Here is a 24,100-nt window from a genome sequence, read left to right as displayed (position 1 = left end):
AGGATATTGTGATTATATAAGTTGAGAGAGGGTACAAGAGATGCGATATGAACTTTTTTCTGTAAGTGGGGATCATATTACGACTTTTGAAAGTGCATGGCGTTTTCAGGAGGGAGAACAGATTTTTGTTCATGATGATCAAACAAAACGAAACTTTATTATTATTCGGCTGACGCATGATGTATTTCAACAAAATAAACATGTTATTCGTTTGTATTGTCAAGAGAAGAAAGTGTATGCATAAGAGAAGCCCTCTTACAGTATGAAAAGTAAGAGGGTCCTTATCTCGTTATTTGTGAATAGCCCAATTGATGAGGGTGATTAAAGTTTCACTTTATCATTTTGCCCCTCGTAAGGAATAAAAAGAGAAGGATTAATGCACATAGGTAGCATTTGATTTGGAAGAAAGGATATAGCCTTGTATTTTGTGCTTCAAAGTTTCATTGCCTTCTTTTTGAGAAAGCCATGTATGGTAATCTTGTTGTGTTTTCCATAACATACGAATCATATACTCTGCCTTATCATTTGTACGATGAACAGGTGAAAACTCTATGTTAATACAACCGTTCGTTCCGGGGGAAGGATAATATTGTCTAAGCCCATAAAGTAGCTCATTTTCATATTCGTACTTAATGTGAATGAGTTTTGTAACTATAAACATATAAACACCTCTTTTACGATAATAGTAGGAAAGATAGAATTACTGTAATAGTGAACTTGATAAATATTATACTATTCTGAAAATTGTAAGTAAATAATAGGTTTTAACTTAATAAAGGTATAAAAAAGCGAGTCATTCTATTACACTAGATGACTCGCTTTTAATTTGTAAGTTTTACTTTATAAGAAAATAAGGGTAAGTACACCTACGATAATACAATAGAAAGAGAAATATTTTAAATTTCCTTTTGCCATAATGTTCATAAACCATTTTAGTGAAATATACGTCATGATAAATGTTGCGATGAATGCAACGACATATGGTACGAATAATGTGTCTAGATTTGGGTCATTTGCAATGTCTGTAATGCTTAACAATAAGCCACCTAAGCTAACAGGAATGTATAGTAAGAATGAGAAGCGAAGAGCTGTTTCTTGCTTCATACCAAGTAACATTGCTGCTACGATTGTGGCACCAGATCGGCTTATTCCGGGAATCAGTGCACAAGCTTGTGCTAATCCGACGATGATTGCATCTTTCATAGAAAGGTCGCCATCATTTTTACGACCGCGTAAATTTCTAATAATCCAAAGGCCGACAGCAGTAATAAGAAGGGAAACCCCAACCATCTTCACACCTTTTAAGTACTGATCGATGTAATCTTTAAATAAAACACCAATAACACCTGCTGGAATGGTTGCAATAACAAGATAAATAATAAAGAAGAAATCTGATTTTGCGTCTTCTGCTCTTGTAAATATATAAGAGAGACCATTCTTCGTTAGACGAATTAAATCATTTCTATAAATAAGTAATACAGCTAATAATGAAGCTGAATTAACAAGTAGTTCGAAGCTAAACCCTTCTATTTTTAGTCCTAGCAAATGTTGTGCTAAAACGAGATGACCACTTGAAGAAATCGGAATTGGTTCTGTTAGTCCTTGGAACAGACCGAGAATTAAATATTTTAAAACGTAGTAAAATTGTTCCATAATAACCTCCTTGTTTATTAGTTGAAAGAAACAACTTTTCCATTATAACAAAGATATGGATGAATATTGAAAAGAAATAAATATTCAAAATAAAATAAAAATCCCTTATAGCAGTATAAGGGATTCTTAATTTTAATTAAGAAGTCACTGTTCCTTGAAGACTTTTAGATAATTGAACATCGACTTTTTCAGCATCATGAATATGATTCATAATAGTAGTATTTAATTTTTGGAACATTTGTTGTGTGTTAGCGAATTCTCGTAATATGTCATCATTACAAGACTTTTGGTTTTCGATAGCCTTAATAACATTTGTAGCACCATTTTGTAACGTTTGAATCATAACTAAAATATTTTCAATTCTAGCATTTGTATCGGCGCTCATTTCTACACCTTCATCGACTAAATGTAAATTATCTTTTGTGTTATCATATGCTTTTTCAATTTCTTCTTGTATTTTTTTCGTTAAGTTGCCGATGTTTTTTGTACTTTCTGCTGTACTTTCCGCTAGTTTTCTTACTTCATTGGCAACGACGGCGAATCCTTTACCGTGCTCTCCAGCACGTGCGGCTTCAATACTCGCATTTAATGCAAGTAAATTTGTTTGTGCTGCAATGTTTTGAATGACTTCTACAATTTGCTCGATTTCCTTTGAGCGTTCGCTTAGATGATTCATACTATTAGACGTGCGTTGAGATTGTTCACCTAATTTATTAATTACAATAAGTAAACGGTGAACGGATTCTTTTCCTTCATTAGAGCAGTCAATAATTTCTGCAATAGACTGAATTAAGCTTTGTTCCTTTTGTAACATTTCATTATTTAACTCATTGGAATGTGTCGTACGTGTTGAAACATTTTCGAAACATGAACTTAACTGTTGAACTAAATTTTGAAGTGTATTATGTTGGTTATTTACAAGTTGATGCTCTTGGATAACGCTTTGTACATGATCGTGGATAGTAGAAATAGTCTCTTGCTTTTCGATATCTTTTTGTTTTAATTCTGCTTCTAATTCTTGTATACGCTCTTCTAATTGAGCAATTGTATGTTGGAGTGATTTTTTTTGAGTAAACATGTATTTATTTCAACCGCCTTCGAAAGTTATATTTTCTCTATATTTGGATTTTAGCATCTTTTGTATTTTTTAAATATAGGAATTGTTAAATATTTAAGAATCTATTACATTTTATTCATAATTCTCTTTTTTTCGTCACGAAAAATAAACTGTATTTAATCGTTTTGTAAACAAACTGTAAAATAAATCATGTATAACTGTATAAGAAGGGAGTCGGATTATGAACTATTTTAAGCGAATCAGCTGTCTAGTATTAGCAGGAATTATCGGTCTTTCTAGTACAGTCGCTGTTAAAGCAGAGTCAAACGACGAGAAACTTAACAACATGCAACAGCAATTGCAACAAAACGATGCAGAAATGCAAAAGAAAGAGCAAGAGAAGCAAGCTGTTAGTAAAGAAATTAAAGGTATCGAAAACGAACTACATAATTTAAATAATACAATTGCAAAAAATAAAGAGGATCAAGCTGCTATTCAACGTAAAATCGATGAAACACATAAGCAGATTGAGCAAAAAAAGCAAGAAATTGTCGTTTTGGAGGATAAAGTCCTTGCTCGTAAAGATATTATGAGAAAACGTATGGTTTCTGTTCAAAACAGTTCAAATACAAGTTTAGTAGTAGAAGTTGTAGTAGAGTCAAAAAACTTTGCAGACTTCTTACAACGTATGAACGCAGTTTCTACTATTCTAGAAGCTGATAAAGAAATTTTACGTCTACAAGAACAAGATCTTCGTCAAATTGAAGAGGACAAGAAAACAATTGACGAAAAAGAAGCATCTTTAGTAGTAGACAAACAAAAATTAGCAAAAGCGCAAGCTGAACTGCAAGATAACTTGAAAAAACGTCAAGATAACTTACAAACAGTTCAAGCTAAATATAATGAAGTTGCAAGTCAACTTAATTTAGCAGCGGAAGAAAAAGCTAAAATTGAATCAAATATGAAGACAGTACAAGAAACGATTGCTCGTGAGCAAGAAGCAGCAAGAATCGCAGCGGAAGAGCGTGCAAAAGCAGAAGCGGCTGCAAAAGCAGAGCAAGAAGCTTTAGCGAAAGCACAAGCAGAAATTGCTGAAAAGCAAAAGCAGGAAAAAGCTAGTAAACCAGCTGAACCTGTAGCAAAAAATACAGAAACACAGTCTAAGCCTGATACGAAACCAACTCAAGGTGGAAAAGAATTTTACGTAACAGCAACCGCTTATACAGCTGATCCATCTGAAAATGGCTATAAACCGGGTGAAACTGTAAAATCTAAGTTAGGACATAATTTAACTGCAAATCCAAACATGAAATTAATTGCTGTAGATCCATCTGTTATCCCATTAGGTTCTACTGTATATGTAGAAGGATATGGAACAGCAATTGCTGGAGATACTGGTAGTGCAATAAAAGGGCATATCATTGATTTATTAATGCCAAATTCAGCTCAAGCTAATGACTGGGGTAGAAGAACAGTTAAAGTTAAAATTTTAAATTAATATGTAATCCAACTTTACAATACGTAGAGTTGGATTTTTTTATAATAATAATGTTAAGTTGAGTTTACATTTTGTTAAGGATAGCATACAATGATGGTGAGAGGTGGTAAATTTGACCATTTTAAACAGAGTAAAAGAATTAAGAGCTCGTTTTAACTTTACGCAAAGCGTATTAGCAGAAAAGGTTGGAGTAACGAGACAAACAATTGCAGCAATTGAAAAAGGGGATTACGTTCCTTCGTTGTTATTGGCACTTACGATTTGTGATGTGTTTCAGTTAAAGATGGAAGATGTGTTTGTTTTAAATAAGGAGGGGGAAAAGGATGAATAGAATTGTTTTTTCTTATATTATAAATGTACTCTATACTGCACTAGCATGTTGGACATTTGTTGAATTTTATAGTGTTATTACAGAGTTAGCAGATATAATTAAAAACGAGAAATTCCCGTTTGAAGTATGGTTTAATGGAGTACCATTCATTTTATTATTTATTGGAGCAATTATAGTTACAATTTTTTATAGAATTCAAAAGAAAAAATATAAGAATTTATCTTTTTGGATGTATCCATTATTATTTCCACTAGAAGATGAACGTGAAAAAGCGATTACGGATAAAGCTTGTAGAACAACATTTGTATCGTTATGGTTTGTCTTACCTTGTGCAGTTGGATTTTTAACTTTTTCACCTATTATTAATGAATATCTTCCTGGATACCCATTATATATTCTATTTTCTATTTTCTTTATTCAAATGACAGTATTTCACGTATCACTATACAGAAATAAATTAGCTTAAAAAGAAACCTTCTTGCACCGGCAAGAAGGTTTCTTTTCAGCTAATACTTGTACATATAGCGATATTATTTTATCATTTTATATAGAGTAAGATTTTGTAAGGGAAAGGAACAGTGTATGAATAAGCAAAGAATTTATAGTATAGTAGCAATTCTGCTATTTGTTGTAGGTGGCGTGTTAATTGGAAAGCCATTTTATGATGGATATCAGGCTGAAAAGAAACAGACTGAAAATGTGCAGGCTGTTCAAAAGATGGATTATGAAAAGCATGAGACGGAATTTGTAGATGCTTCCAAAATTAATCAACCAGACTTGGCGGAAGTAGCGAATGCATCATTAGATAAGAAACAAGTAATTGGTCGTATTTCGATTCCAAGTGTTTCAGTAGAACTGCCTGTTTTAAAAGCTTCTACTGAAAAAAACTTATTATCAGGTGCAGCGACAGTAAAAGAGAATCAAGTTATGGGAAAAGGAAATTACGCATTAGCAGGACATAATATGTCTAAAAAAGGTGTTTTATTTAGTGATATAGCTTCTTTGAAAAAAGGCGATAAAATTTATTTGTATGACAATGAAAATGAATATGAGTATGCGGTTACTGGTGTATCTGAAGTGACTCCTGATAAGTGGGAAGTTGTAGAGGATCATGGGAAAGATGAGATAACGCTTATTACATGTGTATCTGTAAAGGACAATTCTAAGCGTTATGTTGTTGCTGGTGATTTAGTAGGAACGAAGGCGAAGAAGTAAAAAAGAAGGGGAACTCTTTAAAGAGTTCCCCTTCTTTTTTACTAATGTTGAGAAATAATAGAATATTTCGGTTTGTATTTAATTATTCTTCTATTTATGTATGATAAAGTTAGAATTCTATATTTTGGGAGGAACAAGAGTGAGACAACAGGTGAAGAAACTTCTTTTAACAACGAGTATAGCGTTATTGGTAGCTCCAATTTCAGCTTATGCGCATCCAGGGCGTACAGATGCTAATGGCGGACATACGTGTCGTACAAATTGTGAGAAGTGGGGATTACAGTACGGGGAATATCATTATCACAATAAACCAGCTTCTAGTAGTGGCGCAACGAGCCCAGCTCCTAGTCAGAATAATAATAGTGCTGTAGAAGCTGAGAGACAAGCAGAAGCACAGCGCAATACTGAGGCTGAAAAACAACGTGCTGCAGAAGCACAGCGTAAAGCTGAAGAAGAGAAACAACGTGTAGCCGAGGAACAAAGAAAAGCTGAAGAGGCACGTAAGCAAGAGGAAGCGCAGCGCCAAGCTGATATGGAAAAAGGTCAACTTGAAGGTCAAAAGAATGGAGAAACTGATTTTAAAGCAGGAAAAAATGATGCAGAAGTGCATGTAGCTGGAAAATCTGATGCATATAAACAAGCGTTTAAAGCGACTTATGCAGCCGCATGGTCTTTAGAAGAGCAGAAGAAAACGCATTTTGAAAAAGGAAAAGAACAAGGTTTAGCACAAGAGACGATGGACGATAGTCAAGTTGCTCCAGAGTTTAAGGTAAACTTTGCAGACGGGTTCAAAGTAGGGAATAAAGAAAGAACCGAAAAAATTGAAAAAGAGCAAGCTGAATTAGGGGAAAAGACAGGGAAAGAACTAGCTGAAAAGAATCCTGAAAATAGAGAGAAAGAAGTATACGTGAAGGCATATGAAACAGCGTATGAAAAAGGCTATAAGTCTACAAAAAAGGCAGTAGAAAAGGCTGGCTATAAGTATGCATTTGAAAACTATGATTTAAAAGTTCCTGCTAAGTATGAACGAAATGAATTGTTAAAGAAGTGGTTTACTGAAGGATTTAAATCGAATAAAAAAGCAGCGGAAATTCGAGAAGAAGGGTATAAAAAAGGAGACAGCTGGTTCTCATTCTTCTATAAGAGTTTCGTACCAAGTGAATATAAAGAACATAAAGAGCTGTACGAACAAGCAATAGAAAAAGGTAAAACGGCATAAAAAAGATGAGGAGAAATTCCTCATCTTTTTTAATCCATCCATTTCACTAATTTCTTAGAAATTAATAATAAAACACAGCCTAATACAATTGCCACAGCGCCAATAACTGTGAATACTTCAGCGTATCCAAGTGAAGTTGTGAAGCTTGCAAGTTGTCCGCCTAAAATGTTGGCGATACCTGAACTTGCTAGCCATACACCCATTAATAAAGATGCTAATTTTACCGGAGCAAGCGAACTAACCATTGATAGTCCGACAGGTGATAAGAATAGCTCACCTAACGTATGGAAAAGATACGTAAAGACGATAAACAGTAAGTTTGCTTTTTCTGTAATGTTATGTTCATCACTACCTGTTTTTAATGTAGCGATAACGAGAATGATATAACCGATACCGAGTAAGATCATACCAAGTCCCATTTTAGTTGGGATTTTTAAATCACCCTGCTTGCGAGTTGCAAGTTTTGCCCATAATGCAGAAATGACTGGAGCAAGTAAAATAATAAATAATGGATTGACCGATTGGAACCAAGATGTTGGAACTTCCCATCCGAACACAGAGCGGTCTACAAATTTGTTTGTATATAATGTTAATGAGCTACCAGCTTGTTCAAAGCCAGCCCAGAAGAAGACAACGAAGCATGTTAAAATGACAATAACTGCGGTACGTTGTTTTTCTTTTTTGGTTAACGGTGTATCTCCTACTGATGGTTGTCCAGCAGCTGTTTGTAAATCGCGAGTTGGTTTTTTACCGATATTACCAAGGAAGCGATTTGATAGTGTTGTAAATAAAATTTGTCCAATGATCATTCCGATTGAAGCGGCTAAGAAACCGTAACGGAATCCGTAATGTACAACGCCATCAACTGTTGTTTTGAATAAATTTTCTGATAAAAATCCGCAAACGAGTGGAGCTAAAAATGACCCGACGTTAATACCCATATAGAAAATGGTAAATGCACTATCACGTTTTGGATCGTTCTCTTCGTATAATTCTCCAACCAGTGTAGAGATGTTCGGTTTGAAGAATCCGTTACCTATAATAATAAGCGCTAATCCGAGGTATAGACCTAATTGGTTTTGCAAGGCAAATAGTGTAAGGTTACCGATTGCCATTGTTATACCACCAATTGTGATTGCTTTTCGTCTACCTAGAAAACGGTCTGTTAAGTATCCACCAATCATTGGTGTGAAATAACAGGCTCCAGTATAAAATCCGTAAATAGAGAGTGCCCATGCGGGACTAAACCCAAGACCACCGCTTACTAAAGCTGTCGTTAAATATAATGTTAATAATCCTCGTAATCCATAGTAACTAAATCTTTCCCACATTTCTGTAAAGAAGAGTAAGTATAAACCTGGAGGATGTTTCTTTTTTCTTTGTTGTTCTCTTTCTAGTTGTATCGCTGATTCCATGTTATTTTCCTCCTGACACAAACAAAAACAAAGTTAATAATTTTGTACATTTAATATTTTACCTTATTAACTATTATAAGTCAATAAAGGTTGATTTTTCAGAAGAAATTGGAAAAGAGGAATAGCTATAGAATGGGTGTTTCTTTTGTGATAGACTATGGACTATGTTTTCTTTGTAAGGAAGCGGGTTATTGTACTTTTTTATATGTGAAATTGATTTCATAAAAGATGAAATTAAAGAAGGAGAAAGAAATGAAATTGTTACAGAAAAAAGAAATTTTACTTATTAGCCTTATGTTATTCTCTATGTTCTTTGGAGCAGGGAATCTTATATTTCCACCTTTCCTTGGGTATGAAGCAGGAGAACATGTTTGGATTTCATTAGTAGGGTTTATTATATCAGCAACAGGTCTTCCTATATTAGGTGTTATCTCTATTGCAAAAGCAGGAAGTTTTCAAACGTTAGCGGGTAGGGTTCATTCTTCATTTGCAATTATTTTTCCATGTATCGTGTATGTATTTATTGGACCTGGGCTTGGTATACCACGTGCGGGAAGTTTAGCTTTTGAAATGGGGCCAGGTCAGTTATTCCCTGAAGCAGGAAGCGGACTATTGTTGTTTTACACAGTTATTTTCTTTAGTATTGTTTACTGGTTAAGTTTATCTCCATCTAAATTAATGGGATTGTTTGGAAAAGTATTGACGCCGTTATTATTATGTATGATTGCACTTATTTTTATAAAGAGTATGTTTACACCGGTAGGAGATATGAAAGAACCAATAGGGAACTATGGACAAGCTCCTATGTTTCAAGGGTTTTTAGATGGATATTTAACAATGGATGCGTTAGCTGCTTTAATCTTTGGAATTGTTATTGCAAATGCATTACGTGCAAAAGGTATTGAAGATGATAAAAGTTTAGCGAAATATATGAGTATTGCTGGCATTGTGGCAGGATTATTATTATCGATTATTTATGTCATCCTTGGATATGTGGGGGCAATTAGTGGCTCATTAGGAACATTCGATAACGGTGCGAAAGTGTTAGCGCAAGTTATGACTACATTATTTGGGCAGGGCGGAGTCGTTTTATTAGGTGTTATTTTTACTATCGCATGTTTATGTGTTTCAATTGGACTTGTTACGTCTTGTAGTCAATTTTTTGCGAGTGCATTTCCGAAAGTATCTTATAAAGTGTGGGCATTTATAGTAAGCGTTGTTAGTATGATCTTAGCTAATTTAGGATTAACGCAAATTTTAAAAGTATCAGTTCCAATTCTTGGATTTATTTATCCAATTGCATTAACTCTTATTATTCTAGGGTTATTCCATAAGTATATTGGAAAGTATGCATACGTATATGCAGTAACTGTTTTGGTTGTAGCGATATTTAGTGCAATTGATATTTTAAATAAAAATGTAATGATGAATCAGTGGACGTCAGCATTAAAATACATTCCGTTTTATACAGAAGGTGTTGGGTGGATTGTTCCAGCTATTGTAGGCATGTGTCTTGGTTTCATCGTTAGCATTGTTTTAAATAAGAATAACTGAGTAAAAAGGTGTTTTCCGATTTTGGAAGACGCCTTTCTTTTTTGGAAAAAATACTATTGAAAATGAATAGACTAAGAGTATGATAAAGATAATTGGTAATATATAGGTTTAATGAGAGTTACAAATGAGGGGGGAGCGTATGAAGAAGGATTTGGATAAGAAAATAGAAGCACTCGAAACGGCAATTGAAACAATTCAAGAAGCACTTGCTGAATTAAAAGTGAAGCAAAGGGAAATAGAAGTAGAAAACGCTCAGCAACATGTTAGTAAGAACAAGAAAGAATATATTGAAACGGTAATGGAGGAAAAGCCAAAAGAAGAAATAGTTAAGATAAAAGAGCCTTTGCAAGAACGTGAGGTAAAACAAGTAGATATATCTGCTTTTAAACCAGAGCCATTTAATATTATTAAGTTTTGTCAAACATGGTTACCGCGTGTATTTGTCGGTATTATGTTGCTTGGAGTGATCTGGTTATTTAAAGCAGGGGTAGATGCTGGCTTATTAACACCAGCGATACGAATTGTGTTTGGTATCGTATTATCTATCGGATTGTATTATATAGGAGATATTCAAATTAAAAGAGAGCGGCAGGCGTTAGGGTTAGTATTAGCTGGAGGAAGTATTACCGGGATTGTTCTAACAACGTTTGCAGCACATTATTTATATGGATTTATTCCGGCAAGTGTCGCGTTTCTCTGTAATATTGCATGGGTTATTTTAGGTATTTATTTAGCGAAAAGATATCAATCGGAATATCTCACTATTTTCGTAGCGGTCGGAGCGTTCTTCGTACCATTCTTGTTAAATAGTACGACTCCTAATCCTTATATTTTCTTTGGATATGAGACAGTATTAACACTTAGTTTATTATGGTATGCGTTGAAAAATCGTTATAAATACTTATATATGATTTCTTACGCTGTTGCTGCCATTGTCCTTTTCGTTTTCTTTGCTGTTATGTCAATGTTAGTAGAGAACTTGCAAATACAGTTAACGATTGTATATGGTTTGATTCATTTACTATTATTTTGGCATATGTTTACGGAGAGAAGTTTTATACTAGAACCACGTTTGGCGATATTTAGTGCAAATGCAGTGTTCTTTATACTAGCTATTTCAAAAATACCTGATTTTACAACATGGGGATTAATTATTAGTGCAATCGTGCATGCCGCTATGTTCGTATTTGAATATAGGAAAAATAGACATTCTACATTTACAAATCTCTTATTTGGTTTCGCAATGGGAGCATTTAGTTTAGCAATTTTATATGAGTATAGTTTAGTGAATGCAGCGATTGTACTATTATTACAAGGTTTCCTCGGCATGGTCACTTCTATTAAAGTAAAACAACAGATAAAATTGTATGTTAGTGCGACGGTTTACGCAATTGGAATGATACAGACTATTTTTAGCCCGTTTGATCAATTTATTTCGGCAGGCTTTGTTGCTCATCTTATTTTAATAGGAACGTTCTATTATTGCATGAGAGAAGCGAAAGAAGTATTAGCGAGCTTCGGCAAATATATGTATTCTATAGTGCTCTATTGGTTTATGATAATTGTATTTATTACAATTACGAGAATCGGTGAAGTTTTATCTACAGATGGAAGCGTAATTAGTGTATCAGTATCGTTATTATGGATGGTATATGCATTATTTGCGGTTTGGTTTGGAAGAAATAGAAATATGAATGAAATATTATATGCTGGTTTAGTCGTTTTAGTCGTAACGGTAGGGAAGTTATTCTTACTTGACTTACCAGAGGTATCAATGATGATTAGGGCAGTGTTATTCCTAATCGTCGGTAGTATAGGTATCGTTATTTCAAGAATGTTTTTCTCGAAGGAAGAGAAGTGAGAAGAAGGCAATCCATGTATGGATTGCCTTTTTTATTATTTCTTATTAATTGTTACAGTTTCATTATATTTCGTTGTTGTATTTTGGCGTAGACGAAGCGTTGCTTGTCCAATTGTATTTGAATCAATCTGTACATTTACAACTTTCTCAGCAGAGCCTAAGCTGTTTGTTGTGAAAGAAAATGCACTGCTATATCCAAAAGTAGATGGCCAAGTGCCGTTTGCATTTTGTACTTTAGCCACTTGTGTTCCTCCAGTAGTGAAGATACCTAAAGAATAGTTGTTATAAGTTGTATTAGGTAGTAAGTTGTTTACTTGAATCTTCATTTGGAAAATTTCATTGTTTGGTAGAATGCTAGGGTGTGTAACGACGTAGTCGCTTGTTGTTACCGCACCATTATAACCGTATGAACCTGGTTTGAAAGTATTTGTATTAAACCATTGATAACCTGCATTTGGTGCACCCCAAGGTTCAGGTTGTGGTTCTGTTGATAAGCTTGGCTGTTCAAATGTCTGTAGAGCTGTAGGTGAATCAAGTTGTAAACCATTTACTTGATCTAAACTTGTAAATGTCTCTTTATTTGATAACCAATTTACGATGTTTTCTAATAAGATAGCATCGTTTTCTTCTTTATAACCATCGTAAGTTTTCTTTGTTTGGCCAGAATCTTCACGAACGTACTTTGGCGTAGCATCTTCAACAGGAGAAGAGTCACCAATAAAGGCAGCTTTTCCAAGTCCTACTTTTGCAATTGCAGCATATGGGCCTTCTGCAATACCACCGCCATTATAAACGCCACTATCAACAGCGTTATTCCATTTTGATGGATTTTCTGGAAGGTAAACAAGTCCTTTTGCTAGTTTTGGGTTTGTAATTGCTAGAGTAGAACCAGCATGCATTGCTACAGACGAAACACCTTTTGTAATTCCGAAAGATTGTTCAGGTGATACAATTGTTTTCGCTGAAACATCACCAAGTGCATTGTAGCGGAAGCGAATACCGAAGTTGTCAGAGAGCCAATCAGAGCTTTCTACTCCTTGCATAGCTTGTGAATTTGCTTCTTCATTAGACATTCCTTTTGCTGGATTATCCCAAGCACCGCGTCTATATCCATTAAATACTTCAGAAGAGTCCCAGCGATTTTTATTACGATCTGCATTGTAATGATCAGCAATAAAGAAGATACTACCACCATTTTTTACATATTGTAACATAGCGTCCTGCTCAGATTTTTTGTAAGGAATATTAGCTTCTGGAACGATAAATACATTGTAATCTTTTAAATCTTCGTACGTAATAGGTGTTGATTTACGAAGTTCCTTTACGTGATATCCGTTTTTTGCAATGCCGTTTCCGAAGTCAGAAAAGCCGCCGTCAATAACCCAGTCAGCTGTCCCAGCAGTTTGACCGTGTGTATTATCAAATAATACTTTCTTCCCATTGTTTTGATTTACAACTTTTGCAGCGATTTCAGGAGCTGGGTCTACAGAGCTTTCGGCATAAGTAGACGGTATGAACGAGGTCCCTATACTTAGTGTAATTGCTGTTGCTAAAGAAAATGTAATCCATTTTTTATTCTTCATAGAAGAATCCCCCTAATAATAAATATATGTGCTTTAATAATGTAATTTATTTTTCTGTAAAAATAAAGACGGAAAACATAAAAAATATTAAAAAATTGTAAAAATACCGTGAATTTTGTTGAGAAATATTTATATAGATATAAAAACATCCCTTCCAAGTAATAAGGAAGGGATGTTTTGCTTAACTAATTTTTGAGTTAGGTGTTTCATCAATCTTATGAAACCCTTTCATGTAATATACGATTGCTAAGCCGATAAGCCAAATTGGGCCGACAATCAATGCAATTCGTGTATCTTCTGAATACGCCATTATACATAAGACTAGTGCAAGGAAGGCAAGTGAGAAATATGAGCTTAATGGGTATAAAGGCATTTTATATGATAACTTTTGTTTATTTTGAGTAGGCAAGCTTTTACGGAATTTAATTTGAGCGACTAATATAATGCCCCAAGTCCAAATTGCACCAAAAGTTGAAATGCTAGTAAGCCATGTAAATACCTTTGCAGGTACGAGATAGTTTAATATAACACCAATGAGTAAAACGATAGCAGTTGCTACAATTCCTTGGCTTGGAATACCGTTTTTATTTAAACGACCAAATCTTTCAGGAGCTTTTTTCTGCTGAGCTAATGTATATAGCATACGGCCTGTACTAAATAAACCACCGTTACAAGAAGAAAGAGCTGCTGTTAATACGACAAAGTTAATAATACCTGCTGCTTTTGCGATACCAATTTGCTGGAATGTTAATACGAATGGACTGCCTTTCTCACCAAGTTCGTTCCATGGATAAATTGCCATCATAACGAATAATGCCCCAACGTAAAAGAGTAGAATTCTCCAAAATACGTTATCAATTGCCTTTGCGAGTGTTTTCTTCGGATTTTGAGCCTCACCAGCTGTAACACCGATTAATTCAACGCCTAAATAAGCGAATAGTACCATCTGCATGGAGAGTAGTAACCCAGAAAATCCATTTGGGAACCAGCCACCATGTGACCAAAGATTTGAAATACCAGTAGCGATACCACCGTTTCCGAATCCGAATAAAATAATACCAGCTCCGACTACTATCATACAGATAATTGTGACAATTTTAATGAGAGCAAACCAAAACTCAAGTTCTCCAAATACTTTTACCGATAAGAAGTTAAAAGCGCTCATTAATAATAGAGCAAGTAACGCCCAAGTCCAGCGCGGGATATCAGGGAACCAGTACTGCATGTAAATGCCAGCTGCTGTAATTTCAGCCATGCAAGTAACAACCCATAAGAACCAGTAATTCCAACCAGTAATATAACCAGCGAGTGGTCCAATATAATCATATGCATATTTACTAAAAGAACCAGCAACAGGTTGTTCAATTGCCATTTCCCCAAGCGCTCGCATAATGAAAAAAATAACGAGACCGGCAATCATATAGCCTAGCAAAATAGAAGGACCTGCTAGTTTAATGGCGGAAGCGGATCCTAAAAATAGCCCAACGCCAATAGCTGAGCCCAGTGACATTAAAGTAATATGTCGTTCTTTTAAACCACGATTTAAAGTTCCAGATTTGTTTGTGTGCTGCATAAGAAGAATCCCCCTTGTAGAGTGAACGATATTTGAATGCGTTTACTAAATATTTAACTATTTCAAATTATAAAACATTTCTATCTGTTATGCTACAAAAATAATCATAATGAACTGTACTACATCTGTACTTGTCAGACTTAAACTTAAAATTCGAACTATTAGGGAATATATTGACTCTTCTTTTTATTGATTGTTAAGATTAAGTATTATATTTTCTCACATACTAGTAAGAAAAAGAATGTGTGATAATAATTCAGGTGTAGGAAGGGTACATAAGCATGTTTCAATTACAAAAATATAACACTTCTGTGAAGCAAGAGTTTTTAGCTGGCATCACAACTTTTTTTACATTTGCGTATATTCTTGTCATCAATCCAAAAATATTATCTGATGCAGGTGTACCATTTGACCAAGCGTTTACAGCAACAATTATTGCAACCGTTGTTGGAACAGTAGGTATGGCGATTTTCGCGAATTACCCGATTGTTATTGCTCCAGCTATGGGAATGAATGCATATTTTGCTTATTCTGTTGTACAGAAGGCAGAAGGGATTACATATGTAGTTGCCTTTTCAGCTGTATTTGTAACGGGGATTATTTTTCTTTTATTATCTTTTACTTCGTTTAGGCAAAAGTTAATTTTAGCAATTCCTGATAGTTTAAAGCATGCAATTGCAGGTGGAATTGGACTATTTATTGCTTTTATTGGATTGCGCCTTTCTGGAATTATCGTGGATCATCCGTCTAATTTAGTTACGATTGGTGATTTTCATTCTCCAGCTGTTATTTTAACTTTAATTGGTTTAATATTAGCGGCGGTATTAATGACATTGCGTGTGAGCGGTGCATTATTTATTAGTATGATTGTGACAGGAATTATTGCCTTCTTTACAGGGCAATTGAAGTTTGCTGATAAAATTGTGGCGATGCCTCATTTACCAGAGGGTATCATCGTTTCAAACCCAATCAATGCCTTTTCAGATGTAATTGAATACGGATTATACGGCGTTGTATTTTCATTTTTACTTGTACTTTTATTCGATACAACAGGTGCATTACTCGGTTTAATTAAACAAGCAGGTTTAATTACAGACAATACAGAGAAGCGTTTTGGTAAAGCGTTTATTGCAGATGCAATTGGCGGGACTACAGGTTCTATCTTTGGAACAAGCCCAACAGCAGCGACGATTGAATCATCAGCAGGTATTGCTGCAGGTGGTAAAACTGGATTAACAGGGATTGTAGTTGTTGGTCTAACAATTATAACGGCATTTTTTAGTCCTGTTATTGCTTCTCTATCAAGTGTAGCCGCTATTACAGCTCCTTCATTAATTATAGTAGGTAGTTTAATGGCGCAAAGCATTCGAGATATTAATTGGAATGAATTTGAAGATGCGTTACCAGCATTTTTAATTTTTATAGGTATTCCGTTAACATCTAGTATTGCAAATGGAATCGCAATTGGATTTTTAGTATATCCAGTCTTGAAAATTGTGAAGGGTAAAGGGATGGAAGTACATCCATTACTATACTTATTTGCATTCTTATTTGGATGTCATTTATTCTTATAATATAAATATAGGAGAGGGCCTTCTTATGGGAGGCTCCCTTTTTGTGTATAATAAAGTGAAACTATAGGCAGTAGGGGATGTCCTCACTGTGTATTAGCCCACACCAATTCAGATAAGGTGAAAACTTAATTGGTTTCGTAAAATATAAATTACGTAATGGAATATATATGTTACAATAAGGGTGAAGGAGGAACATGAATGGCTGTAAGTAAAATAAAAGTCGCGCGTGTTCAGTTAGATTTAACACAGCAACAATTAGCAGAAAAAGTAGGCGTTACAAGGCAAACGATTAGTTTAATTGAGAAGGGGAAATACAATCCATCTTTAGATTTATGTTTAAAAATTTGTTATGCAGTAGATAAAACGTTGAATGATTTGTTTTGGGAGGAAAAGGAGTGGTAGGATGAAAATCGTGAAAGATGAACGTTTAATGATTGAAGGGTTAAAACATATTAGATTAGCTTTCATCTTACAAAATATCGTCATACTAGCTATCGTCTTTTACCGCTATGTCTTGCAAGGGGCAGGATATGAAAGTGTTTCGGATTTATTAATGGTATTTATGGGCGGGATAATAATTATTAACTTTTTAAATCTGAAAAATTCAGTGGAAGTGTATGAGCATACGGGCGGAGTGTCGCGTCGTTATTTTATGAAGCTATTATTCATTCCGGTGGGTATTATTATTGGGATTTTAGCTATTTGTATCGTTGTAACACCAGATATTTCGATAAAGGAAATTAGTATGACAGGACTTATTATGTTTGCTTGTTTTTTAGTTCCTAGTTTGTTTATATACATATATATGAAAAAAATAAAAAGAGAAGATTGAAATATAAGAAAGGCTTTCCCGTATTGAGGAAAGCTTTTCTTATATCTTTTTATACAAAACTTTATGAAGGCCAATTGGTTTAATTTCAAAAATTTCACCATGCTCCTGAAAGCCTAATCGCTTGTAATAGTCAGTTACAGTAATTCGGCCATTACACCATAACATATTTGCTTGACGCTCTTGTAAGATTTGTTCTGCATTCTGAATTAAGGAGCTTCCAGCGTGGTTGTTTCGAAACTCAGGTAATGTGGCCATTCCTCGTAGACGATAATGAATACCGGCTGGTAGGTCAGGGTATATTTCTTTTGAGAAGGAAGCGATACTAATTAGTTCATCGTTTATAAATGCGCCTAAGTGGAAGGTGTCTGTTTCATAATCGGAAGGATATTTACAATCTGCTAATGTTTGATTGGGGCGTAAAATTTTTTGACGTAATACGTAAGTTTCAGATCCCTCAATATTTTTCACGATAATCATATTAACATCCTTTCTTATAAGGCCTTTTCTGTTAATTGTATAAAGAAATAAGCAGGTGCGGCGAGAAGTCCGAGTATGCTAGCAGTTCCGAGAAGGAGTGAAAGTAGGAGGCAAGAATATTTTATTCCATTCGATTTTTTCCATCCGTAACTACAAACCTCAATACTAACACCGATGAGAATAATGGCAACGAGTATTTCTGCTAATAATAAAAGAGCTAAAGTTACAATAGACATAATGTGATCCATCCTCATAATATGTGATAGTAACATTTTACCATATGAAGTTAAAAAAATGCCCCTCAATTATGTGAGGGGCATTTTTTTACTCTAATATGTTTTTTAGTGTATCGATATGTTCTTTTGAACCTGTTACAAGTAATGTGTCACCGTGTTGTAGTCTTGTATCACCATGTGGTATTAATGCTTTGTTACCGCGGTAGATTTGAATGACAAGTACATCACCTAAAAACGGGAGGCGGCGAAGCGCAACGCCGTTATATTTATTGCTGCGCAGTTCAACTTCACGTACTGTTTCGTTTGCTGTTGTAATTAAGCGAACGAGACTAGGTTTATCAATAAGTGCACGTAATAAAATACGTGTAGAGTTAATTGTTGAGAATACAGCGATATGTTCTTGCGTTGCTTTTTCTTGTAGAAGTGGATCTTCTACACTTGCAATAACATGTTCAACACCTAGCTCTTTTGCATGTTCTGCCAATAATAAGTTTTGTTCATCATCGCTTGTTGCAACAACGACGCGATCTGCATCAAATGCTGTTTGTTCAGTTAATGATGCGATTGTGATGTCATCTAATTTCACGATAGGGAAGTCATGTGATTTCGCTTCTTCATCATTTATTTTGTTTTGACGCATCATATATAGCGTTACGTCATAATCTTCTCGTTTTAAATCTAGTGATAACGGAAGGGTAATTCTGCTCGCGCCAATAATAGCTACTTTTGGTTTTGGTGTTTCTACTTTTGGGAACATTTTTTTAAACAATATAGGTGCAAAAATACAAGTAATAACTGCGCTTAAAATAAGAGAGGCAGATAAACTTGGACTGATGATCTCCAGTTTTTCACCAATTTGTGCAGCCGCAATAACTAAAGAAAGTGTCGATGTTAATAAGATTGCACTTCCAAGTACGATATTACGTGGATACCATTTTCTTAAGACGAGTGATGGTAAGAGTTTCGAAATAAAGAGTCCTACAATTAAGATTGGAATCATTAGCATGCTAGAAGGTTCTTTGAAAATAGACCACACCTCTAGATTTACACCAACCATTACGAAGAAAATAGGGATGAAGAAACCATAGCCGATAGAATCAAGTTTTTCCACCATATCTTCATTTGGTGATAATAACGATACAAGTACACCTGCTAAGAAGGCACCTAAAATATTTTCTGCTCCAACAGATTCCGATAACCCAACTAAGATTAAAATGAGTGCAAAAACAGCTCGTGTATCAATTTGTACACTACCAGCTTTTAAACTATCTAAGTATGGAATGTTTTTAAAGCGTTTTGCAATAAAGTAAATGACAATACCGGCACCGAATAGAATAAGTAAGAGCCACATACTTTGACCGCTTTCGGAATTTAATCCGACGAAAACAGCGAGTAAAATCATTGTAACTAAGTCTGCGATAACAGCAACTAATAAAATGATTTGTCCGATTGCAGTTTTTCCTAGGTTGTTTTCTTTTAATGTTGGTACAACAACACCTAAAGAAATAGTTGAAATAATTAAAGTCATGAACATTGCATTATCTACAAATCCTAGCCATACGAATAGTAATGATAGGGCATAAGATAAGATGAAAATAAATAAGAAGATAATGCTTGCTACTTGAAATGTATTTGGCTCGTTTGTCGTATTTTTTTTCCCTTTTTGTTTAAAGATAGAAAAATCAATTTCTAAACCGCTTAAGAACATGAGGAAGATAAATCCTAATGTTGATAAAACTTGAAGCCATATATCTGGCTCAATAATATTAAACCCACTTTTACCTACAAAGATTCCTGCAATAATTTCTGCAACGACAACAGGAAGTGCTTTTAATTTAAAGCGTTGTAACAAAAGGGGAACGAAAAACGCGATTGCAACGACAACCATAAGTGATAGAACAGAAGTATGATGTTCCACTGCGTTCTCTCCCTTCAAATAAATATAGTACCTATTTAGCCATATAATAGGTAGAAAAGCAACGCATATGGATTCGATTTCATAAAGAAAGATTTTTCTTAACATTTGTCATAATAAGTATATTTTTCATGATTCTGTTGTTAATTCCGTAATGTGGATGTAATAGGGGAGGGGATAAAAAAAGACTGCTGAGGAATCTCAGCAGTCTTTTTCATGTACATTACATTGAGAAGAAGATCCATACAGTTAAACCAACTGTTGCAGTTGCAACGAAGAAACTGTATATCATTGTAAGAATTTGAACTCTTCCTTCTCCTTCTTTTAAATGCATGAACATAATTAATTGTAACAATGCTTGCGCAACAGCCATTATGATAATAGTTGTTAAGACTGTTGAAAGTGGCAATGTTGTGTAAAGTGCCACGTATAACGCTAGAAACGTTAATGCAAGCGATAAAATAAATCCGAAAACGTGTGACCAAGGGAATCCGCTATGCGCATGCCCGTTTGCTTGATTGTTGTTTTGAGCCATTTACGCCACCATCCCGTTCAAGTAAACTAGTGTGTAAATAAAGACCCAAACTAGATCAAGGAAATGCCAGTATAAGCTGATAATGAATACTTTACGAGCTGTAACTGGTGTTAAACCTCGTTTTAAAATTTGGATAATAACACAAGTTGCCCAAATGATACCGCCTGTTACGTGAGCTCCGTGCGTTCCAAGAAGAACGAAGAATCCAGATAAGAAAGCACTTGTTTGAATTGTTGCGCCTTCACCAATGTACATAATGAACTCTTCGATCTCAAAGAATAGGAAACCTGCACCTAAAAGTAATGTAAGGACGAACCATCCAAGCATCGCTTTTTGGTTATGCTTACGCATTTCATGAATTACGATACCACATGTGAAACTACTTGTTAAAAGTAGTAATGTTTGAATTAAAAGCGTTTTAAGTTCAAACAGTTGCGCTGGTGTTGGGCCATCTGCCGTACGACCAGCAAGGACTAGATAAGAGGCGAAAAGTGTTGCGAACAGCATAATTTCAGCCCCAAGAAAAATCCAGAATCCTAGGATATTCAATCTGCTTTGTTCGGATTGATATTCCAAAGGTAAGCTTTTATCTAAAGCCGCCATGTCATTTCACCTCTCATGCTATATGTTCTGTTTTTTTAATTTCATCAACACTGATATAGTAACCTTCATCATAATCGAATGAACGATAGATTAAGCAAGCTAAAATACCAACTCCACCGATTGCTGCAAGCCAGAACCAGCTAAATACTAATGCGAAACCTGCAAGACCGAAGAATCCAGACGCAATAATAGGCACACCAGAGTTACTTGGCATGTGAATTGGTTTGATATCTTCTGCTGCTGGTGTAACTGTTTCTCCGCGTTTTTTCATGTACCAGAAAGCATCAGCTTCTTTAATTTCAGGAAGCTTCGCGAAGTTGTAATGTTGTACAGGAGAGTGAGTTGCCCATTCAAGTGTACGACCATCCCATGGATCTCCAGTTGTGTCACGTTCACCGTGACGTGCACTCCAAATTACGTTGTAGCAAAGAAGTAGGAAGCCGATACCCATCATTACCGCACCAACAGATGCGATTTGGTTTAGCCATCCCCATCCAAGACTTTCAGAGTAAGTGTACATACGACGAGTCATACCGTCTAAACCTAAGAAGTACATTGGGAAGAAACAGATGTTGAATCCGCTCATAAAGATCCAGAATGTCCATTTACCTAGGCGTTCATTTAACATATGACCAGTCATTTTTGGATACCAGAATGTGAATCCAGCAAGCATAGCGAATACTGTACCTGCGATTAATACGTAGTGGAAGTGAGCGATTAGGAAGTAGCTGTTATGGTATTGATAATCAGCTGCTGCCATTCCAAGCATAACCCCTGTAACCCCACCGACTACGAAGTTTGGAATAAATGCCAATGACCAAAGCATTGGAACTGTAAAACGAATACGTCCTTTATACAGTGTAAACAACCAGTTAAAGATCTTAACCCCGGTTGGAATCGAAATCGCCATTGTCGAAATCGAGAAGAATGAGTTAACCGCTGGACCTGCACCCATCGTGAAGAAGTGGTGAAGCCATACGACGAAACTTAGTAAAGAAATTGCAACCATTGAGTATACCATCGCACTGTAACCGAATAGACGCTTACGTGAGAATGTACTAATGATTTCAGAGAAAATACCGAATGCCGGTAAAATAACGATATATACTTCAGGGTGACCCCATACCCAGAACAGGTTGGCCCATAACATCGGCATACCGCCGCTCGCCATCGTAAAGAAGTGAGCATCGAATAGACGGTCAAATGTCATTAATGCAAGAGCAACTGTTAATACTGGGAAAGCGAAAATAATGATAATTGTTGTAATTAAGATTGACCAAGTAAACATTGGCATTCTCATTAAAGTCATACCAGGTGTACGCATTTTTAAGATAGTAACAAGGAAGTTAATACCGGTCATTAGCGTACCGAGACCTGAAATCTGTAATGCAATTGCGTAGTAGTTATTTCCTACGCCCGAAGTAAACTCTGTACCTGCCATTGGGAAGTAAGAAGTCCACCCAGCGTCTGGAGAACCACCAATTACGAAAGCGATGTTGAATAACATTGCTCCGACAAAGAATAACCAGAAACTTAAAGCATTTAAGAACGGATATGCAACGTCACGAGCACCAATTTGTAATGGTACTACAAGGTTCATTAATCCCATAACGAATGGCATTGCCATGAAAAGAATCATTACTGTACCATGTGTTGTAAAGATCCCGTTATAGTGTTCAGCGTTTAAATAAGTTGTTTCTGGGAATGTTAATTGTGCACGGATCATTAAACCATCCATACCACCACGGAATAACATGATAACCGCAGAAATAATATACATAGCTCCGATTTTTTTATGGTCAACAGTTGTTAACCATTCGTCCCAAAGCCATTTCCATTTTTTATACTTTGTTAGTACGAAAATGATTGCTAATGTCACAAGAACGATAGAAGCGTCTGCACCGTAAATAATCGGGTCACCTGTGACAAAGAATTCATCAAGCTTCACTGTGTTCACTCCAATCTGTTGGAATAATAGCTATTATTTTTTGTTTTTGTAGTAGTTGTAATCACAATATTCAAGTGATTTTGGATCTACATAACTTAAGTGGTGACTAGAGAATGTCATACGACCAACTACACCAGGTTTAACAATTTCGTTGTACTTAGCTTCTGTTAGTTTAGGAGCAGTTTCTTGTACTTCTTTAACCCACTTGTCATATTTCTCTTTAGTTTTTGCTTCAACTTCGAACTCCATGTGTGTGAATCCTTCACCAGAGAAGTTCGCACTACGGCCTAGGTAAGAACCTGGCTTATCAGCTTGTAAATAAAGATCCATAATCATGCCATCCATTGTGTACTTCATACCACCAAGTTCTGGTACCCAGAAAGCATTCATTGGGCCGACAGAAGTCAGTTTGAATTGAATTGGTACACCAGCTGGGATGTTTAAATAGTTAACGGTTTCAATTTTTTCCTCTGGGTAACTGAATAACCATTTCCAGTTTGCAGATGTAACATAAATTTCAACTGGTTTAATATGTTTGGACTCTTTCGGAACCTCTTCCGAAGCATAAGTTGCTTTTACTGTTGGAATCGATAATGCGATAACGATAATAACAGGAACAAGCGTCCAAATAATTTCTAGTAATGTGTTACCGTGTTGTTCAGGTGGCTCATAGTCCATATTCTCTGGTTTTTCACGATAACGAATCAAGATGACTGTAAACAGAATGAATACAATTGCGATAATTAATGACATAAGCAAGAATGACCAAACAATTAAATCATACTGTGCTTTTGCAACAGGTCCTTGCGGATTTAATACTGCGAGTTTTTTATCACAGCCACCGAGGAACAGAAGTAATGATAACGGAAGAAGCGAAGCCAACTTCCAAAACGCTTTCTTTAGTTGCACGATTGAAAATCTCCTTTCTCCTTGGATTGAAACTATGCCAATAAAACAATATAAACCTATTAATTTATAGAAGGCAATAGTTTTTGATATATTGTTAAAAAATAGACACAAA

23 protein-coding genes and 1 pseudogene are annotated in these 24,100 nt (G+C 35.3%); 11 read left to right on the top strand and 13 right to left on the bottom strand.

Annotated elements, in window-relative coordinates:
- The first annotated feature begins 40 nt into the window (after positions 1 to 40).
- Positions 41 to 244, top strand: a complete 204-nt coding sequence (locus GBN78_RS17190; RefSeq protein WP_001268332.1) for a hypothetical protein — start codon at positions 41 to 43, stop codon at positions 242 to 244.
- A 129-nt stretch (positions 245 to 373) separates the two neighbouring features.
- Here GBN78_RS17190 and GBN78_RS17185 read toward each other — a convergent pair whose 3' ends face one another.
- From GBN78_RS17185 to GBN78_RS31180, 3 genes and pseudogenes are all read right to left on the bottom strand, one after another.
- A complete protein-coding gene (locus GBN78_RS17185; RefSeq protein ID WP_025966743.1) occupies positions 374 to 661 on the bottom strand; it encodes a hypothetical protein in 288 nt (95 codons plus the stop codon).
- 179 nt (positions 662 to 840) lie between these two features.
- Positions 841 to 1,653: an undecaprenyl-diphosphate phosphatase gene (locus GBN78_RS17180; protein WP_000434796.1), complete on the bottom strand. Its 813-nt coding sequence runs from the start codon at positions 1,651 to 1,653 to the stop codon at positions 841 to 843.
- Positions 1,654 to 1,789: 136 nt separating this feature from the next.
- Positions 1,790 to 2,320, bottom strand: a pseudogene (locus tag GBN78_RS31180) (methyl-accepting chemotaxis protein); the annotation flags it as partial.
- Positions 2,321 to 2,951: 631 nt separating this feature from the next.
- Here GBN78_RS31180 and GBN78_RS17170 point away from each other — a divergent pair.
- The 5 genes from GBN78_RS17170 (at position 2,952) to GBN78_RS17150 (ending at position 6,973) form a co-directional block, all read left to right on the top strand.
- On the top strand, positions 2,952 to 4,208 hold the full coding sequence (locus GBN78_RS17170) for a 3D domain-containing protein (protein WP_001105785.1): 1,257 nt from the start codon (positions 2,952 to 2,954) through the stop codon (positions 4,206 to 4,208).
- A gap of 112 nt (positions 4,209 to 4,320) precedes the next feature.
- Complete coding sequence (locus GBN78_RS17165) at positions 4,321 to 4,539, top strand: helix-turn-helix transcriptional regulator (protein WP_000154020.1); 219 nt, start codon at positions 4,321 to 4,323, stop codon at positions 4,537 to 4,539.
- Positions 4,532 to 5,005, top strand: coding sequence for a DUF2178 domain-containing protein (locus GBN78_RS17160; protein ID WP_001080043.1), 474 nt, complete (start codon positions 4,532 to 4,534; stop codon positions 5,003 to 5,005). The genes GBN78_RS17165 and GBN78_RS17160 overlap by 8 nt, the downstream gene beginning before the upstream one ends.
- A 116-nt stretch (positions 5,006 to 5,121) precedes the next feature.
- On the top strand, positions 5,122 to 5,754 hold the full coding sequence (locus tag GBN78_RS17155) for a class A sortase (protein WP_001041724.1): 633 nt from the start codon (positions 5,122 to 5,124) through the stop codon (positions 5,752 to 5,754).
- A gap of 139 nt (positions 5,755 to 5,893) precedes the next feature.
- Complete coding sequence (locus GBN78_RS17150) at positions 5,894 to 6,973, top strand: YHYH domain-containing protein (RefSeq protein ID WP_001249809.1); 1,080 nt, start codon at positions 5,894 to 5,896, stop codon at positions 6,971 to 6,973.
- A 29-nt stretch (positions 6,974 to 7,002) separates the two neighbouring features.
- On the opposite strand, the gene GBN78_RS17145 is transcribed toward GBN78_RS17150, so the two are convergent.
- Entirely contained in the window at positions 7,003 to 8,388 is a 1,386-nt protein-coding gene (locus GBN78_RS17145) for a peptide MFS transporter (protein WP_044584139.1), read from the bottom strand.
- Between the two features lie 252 nt (positions 8,389 to 8,640).
- Here GBN78_RS17145 and brnQ1 point away from each other — a divergent pair, with 252 nt between their 5' ends.
- Positions 8,641 to 9,942 carry a branched-chain amino acid transport system II carrier protein BrnQ1 gene (gene brnQ1 / locus GBN78_RS17140; RefSeq protein ID WP_152127558.1) on the top strand — a complete coding sequence of 434 codons (1,302 nt, stop codon included), beginning with the start codon at positions 8,641 to 8,643 and terminating at the stop codon, positions 9,940 to 9,942.
- 139 nt (positions 9,943 to 10,081) lie between these two features.
- Positions 10,082 to 11,803 carry a DUF2339 domain-containing protein gene (locus GBN78_RS17135; protein ID WP_000710924.1) on the top strand — a complete coding sequence of 574 codons (1,722 nt, stop codon included), beginning with the start codon at positions 10,082 to 10,084 and terminating at the stop codon, positions 11,801 to 11,803.
- Between the two features lie 35 nt (positions 11,804 to 11,838).
- Here the strand turns inward: GBN78_RS17135 and GBN78_RS17130 are convergent, their stop codons facing one another.
- Together GBN78_RS17130 and GBN78_RS17125 are read right to left on the bottom strand one after the other, a co-directional pair.
- Positions 11,839 to 13,386, bottom strand: coding sequence for a DNA-binding protein (locus GBN78_RS17130; protein WP_000791508.1), 1,548 nt, complete (start codon positions 13,384 to 13,386; stop codon positions 11,839 to 11,841).
- A gap of 181 nt (positions 13,387 to 13,567) precedes the next feature.
- A complete protein-coding gene (locus GBN78_RS17125) occupies positions 13,568 to 14,959 on the bottom strand; it encodes an amino acid permease (RefSeq protein WP_001164895.1) in 1,392 nt (463 codons plus the stop codon).
- Between the two features lie 281 nt (positions 14,960 to 15,240).
- Between GBN78_RS17125 and GBN78_RS17120 the strand changes: the two genes are divergently transcribed.
- The 3 genes from GBN78_RS17120 (at position 15,241) to GBN78_RS17110 (ending at position 17,365) form a co-directional block, all read left to right on the top strand.
- Positions 15,241 to 16,533 (top strand): NCS2 family permease, encoded by a 1,293-nt coding sequence (locus GBN78_RS17120; RefSeq protein WP_000487191.1) that lies wholly within the window; start codon positions 15,241 to 15,243, stop codon positions 16,531 to 16,533.
- Between the two features lie 198 nt (positions 16,534 to 16,731).
- Positions 16,732 to 16,935, top strand: coding sequence for a helix-turn-helix transcriptional regulator (locus GBN78_RS17115; protein ID WP_000301183.1), 204 nt, complete (start codon positions 16,732 to 16,734; stop codon positions 16,933 to 16,935).
- Position 16,936: 1 nt separating this feature from the next.
- Positions 16,937 to 17,365: a hypothetical protein gene (locus GBN78_RS17110; RefSeq protein WP_000706629.1), complete on the top strand. Its 429-nt coding sequence runs from the start codon at positions 16,937 to 16,939 to the stop codon at positions 17,363 to 17,365.
- A gap of 39 nt (positions 17,366 to 17,404) precedes the next feature.
- Here GBN78_RS17110 and GBN78_RS17105 read toward each other — a convergent pair whose 3' ends face one another.
- The 7 genes from GBN78_RS17105 to GBN78_RS17075 all read right to left on the bottom strand — a co-directional run bounded on the left by GBN78_RS17105 (position 17,405) and on the right by GBN78_RS17075 (position 23,988).
- The gene (locus tag GBN78_RS17105; RefSeq protein WP_000587681.1) at positions 17,405 to 17,842 is read right to left on the bottom strand and encodes a GNAT family N-acetyltransferase; all 438 of its coding nucleotides are present in this window, start codon (positions 17,840 to 17,842) and stop codon (positions 17,405 to 17,407) included.
- 14 nt (positions 17,843 to 17,856) lie between these two features.
- A complete protein-coding gene (locus GBN78_RS17100; RefSeq protein WP_142326168.1) occupies positions 17,857 to 18,114 on the bottom strand; it encodes a DUF4022 family protein in 258 nt (85 codons plus the stop codon).
- A gap of 52 nt (positions 18,115 to 18,166) precedes the next feature.
- A complete protein-coding gene (locus GBN78_RS17095) occupies positions 18,167 to 19,996 on the bottom strand; it encodes a monovalent cation:proton antiporter family protein (RefSeq protein WP_000399972.1) in 1,830 nt (609 codons plus the stop codon).
- Between the two features lie 220 nt (positions 19,997 to 20,216).
- Positions 20,217 to 20,528, bottom strand: coding sequence for a cytochrome aa3 quinol oxidase subunit IV (gene qoxD / locus GBN78_RS17090; RefSeq protein ID WP_000068425.1), 312 nt, complete (start codon positions 20,526 to 20,528; stop codon positions 20,217 to 20,219).
- Positions 20,529 to 21,131 (bottom strand): cytochrome aa3 quinol oxidase subunit III, encoded by a 603-nt coding sequence (gene qoxC / locus GBN78_RS17085; RefSeq protein ID WP_000729318.1) that lies wholly within the window; start codon positions 21,129 to 21,131, stop codon positions 20,529 to 20,531.
- A 13-nt stretch (positions 21,132 to 21,144) separates the two neighbouring features.
- Positions 21,145 to 23,079 (bottom strand): cytochrome aa3 quinol oxidase subunit I, encoded by a 1,935-nt coding sequence (gene qoxB, locus GBN78_RS17080; protein ID WP_000762367.1) that lies wholly within the window; start codon positions 23,077 to 23,079, stop codon positions 21,145 to 21,147.
- Between the two features lie 33 nt (positions 23,080 to 23,112).
- A complete protein-coding gene (locus GBN78_RS17075) occupies positions 23,113 to 23,988 on the bottom strand; it encodes a cytochrome aa3 quinol oxidase subunit II (protein ID WP_001176165.1) in 876 nt (291 codons plus the stop codon).
- Between the last annotated feature and the right edge of the window lie 112 nt (positions 23,989 to 24,100).

Origin of the sequence: Bacillus sp. B2-WWTP-C-10-Post-4 (assembly GCF_009183805.1) — a bacterium.
GTDB classification, from domain to species: Bacteria; Bacillota; Bacilli; order Bacillales; family Bacillaceae_G; genus Bacillus_A; species Bacillus_A cereus.
This window is presented reverse-complemented; position numbering and strand designations above follow the sequence as displayed.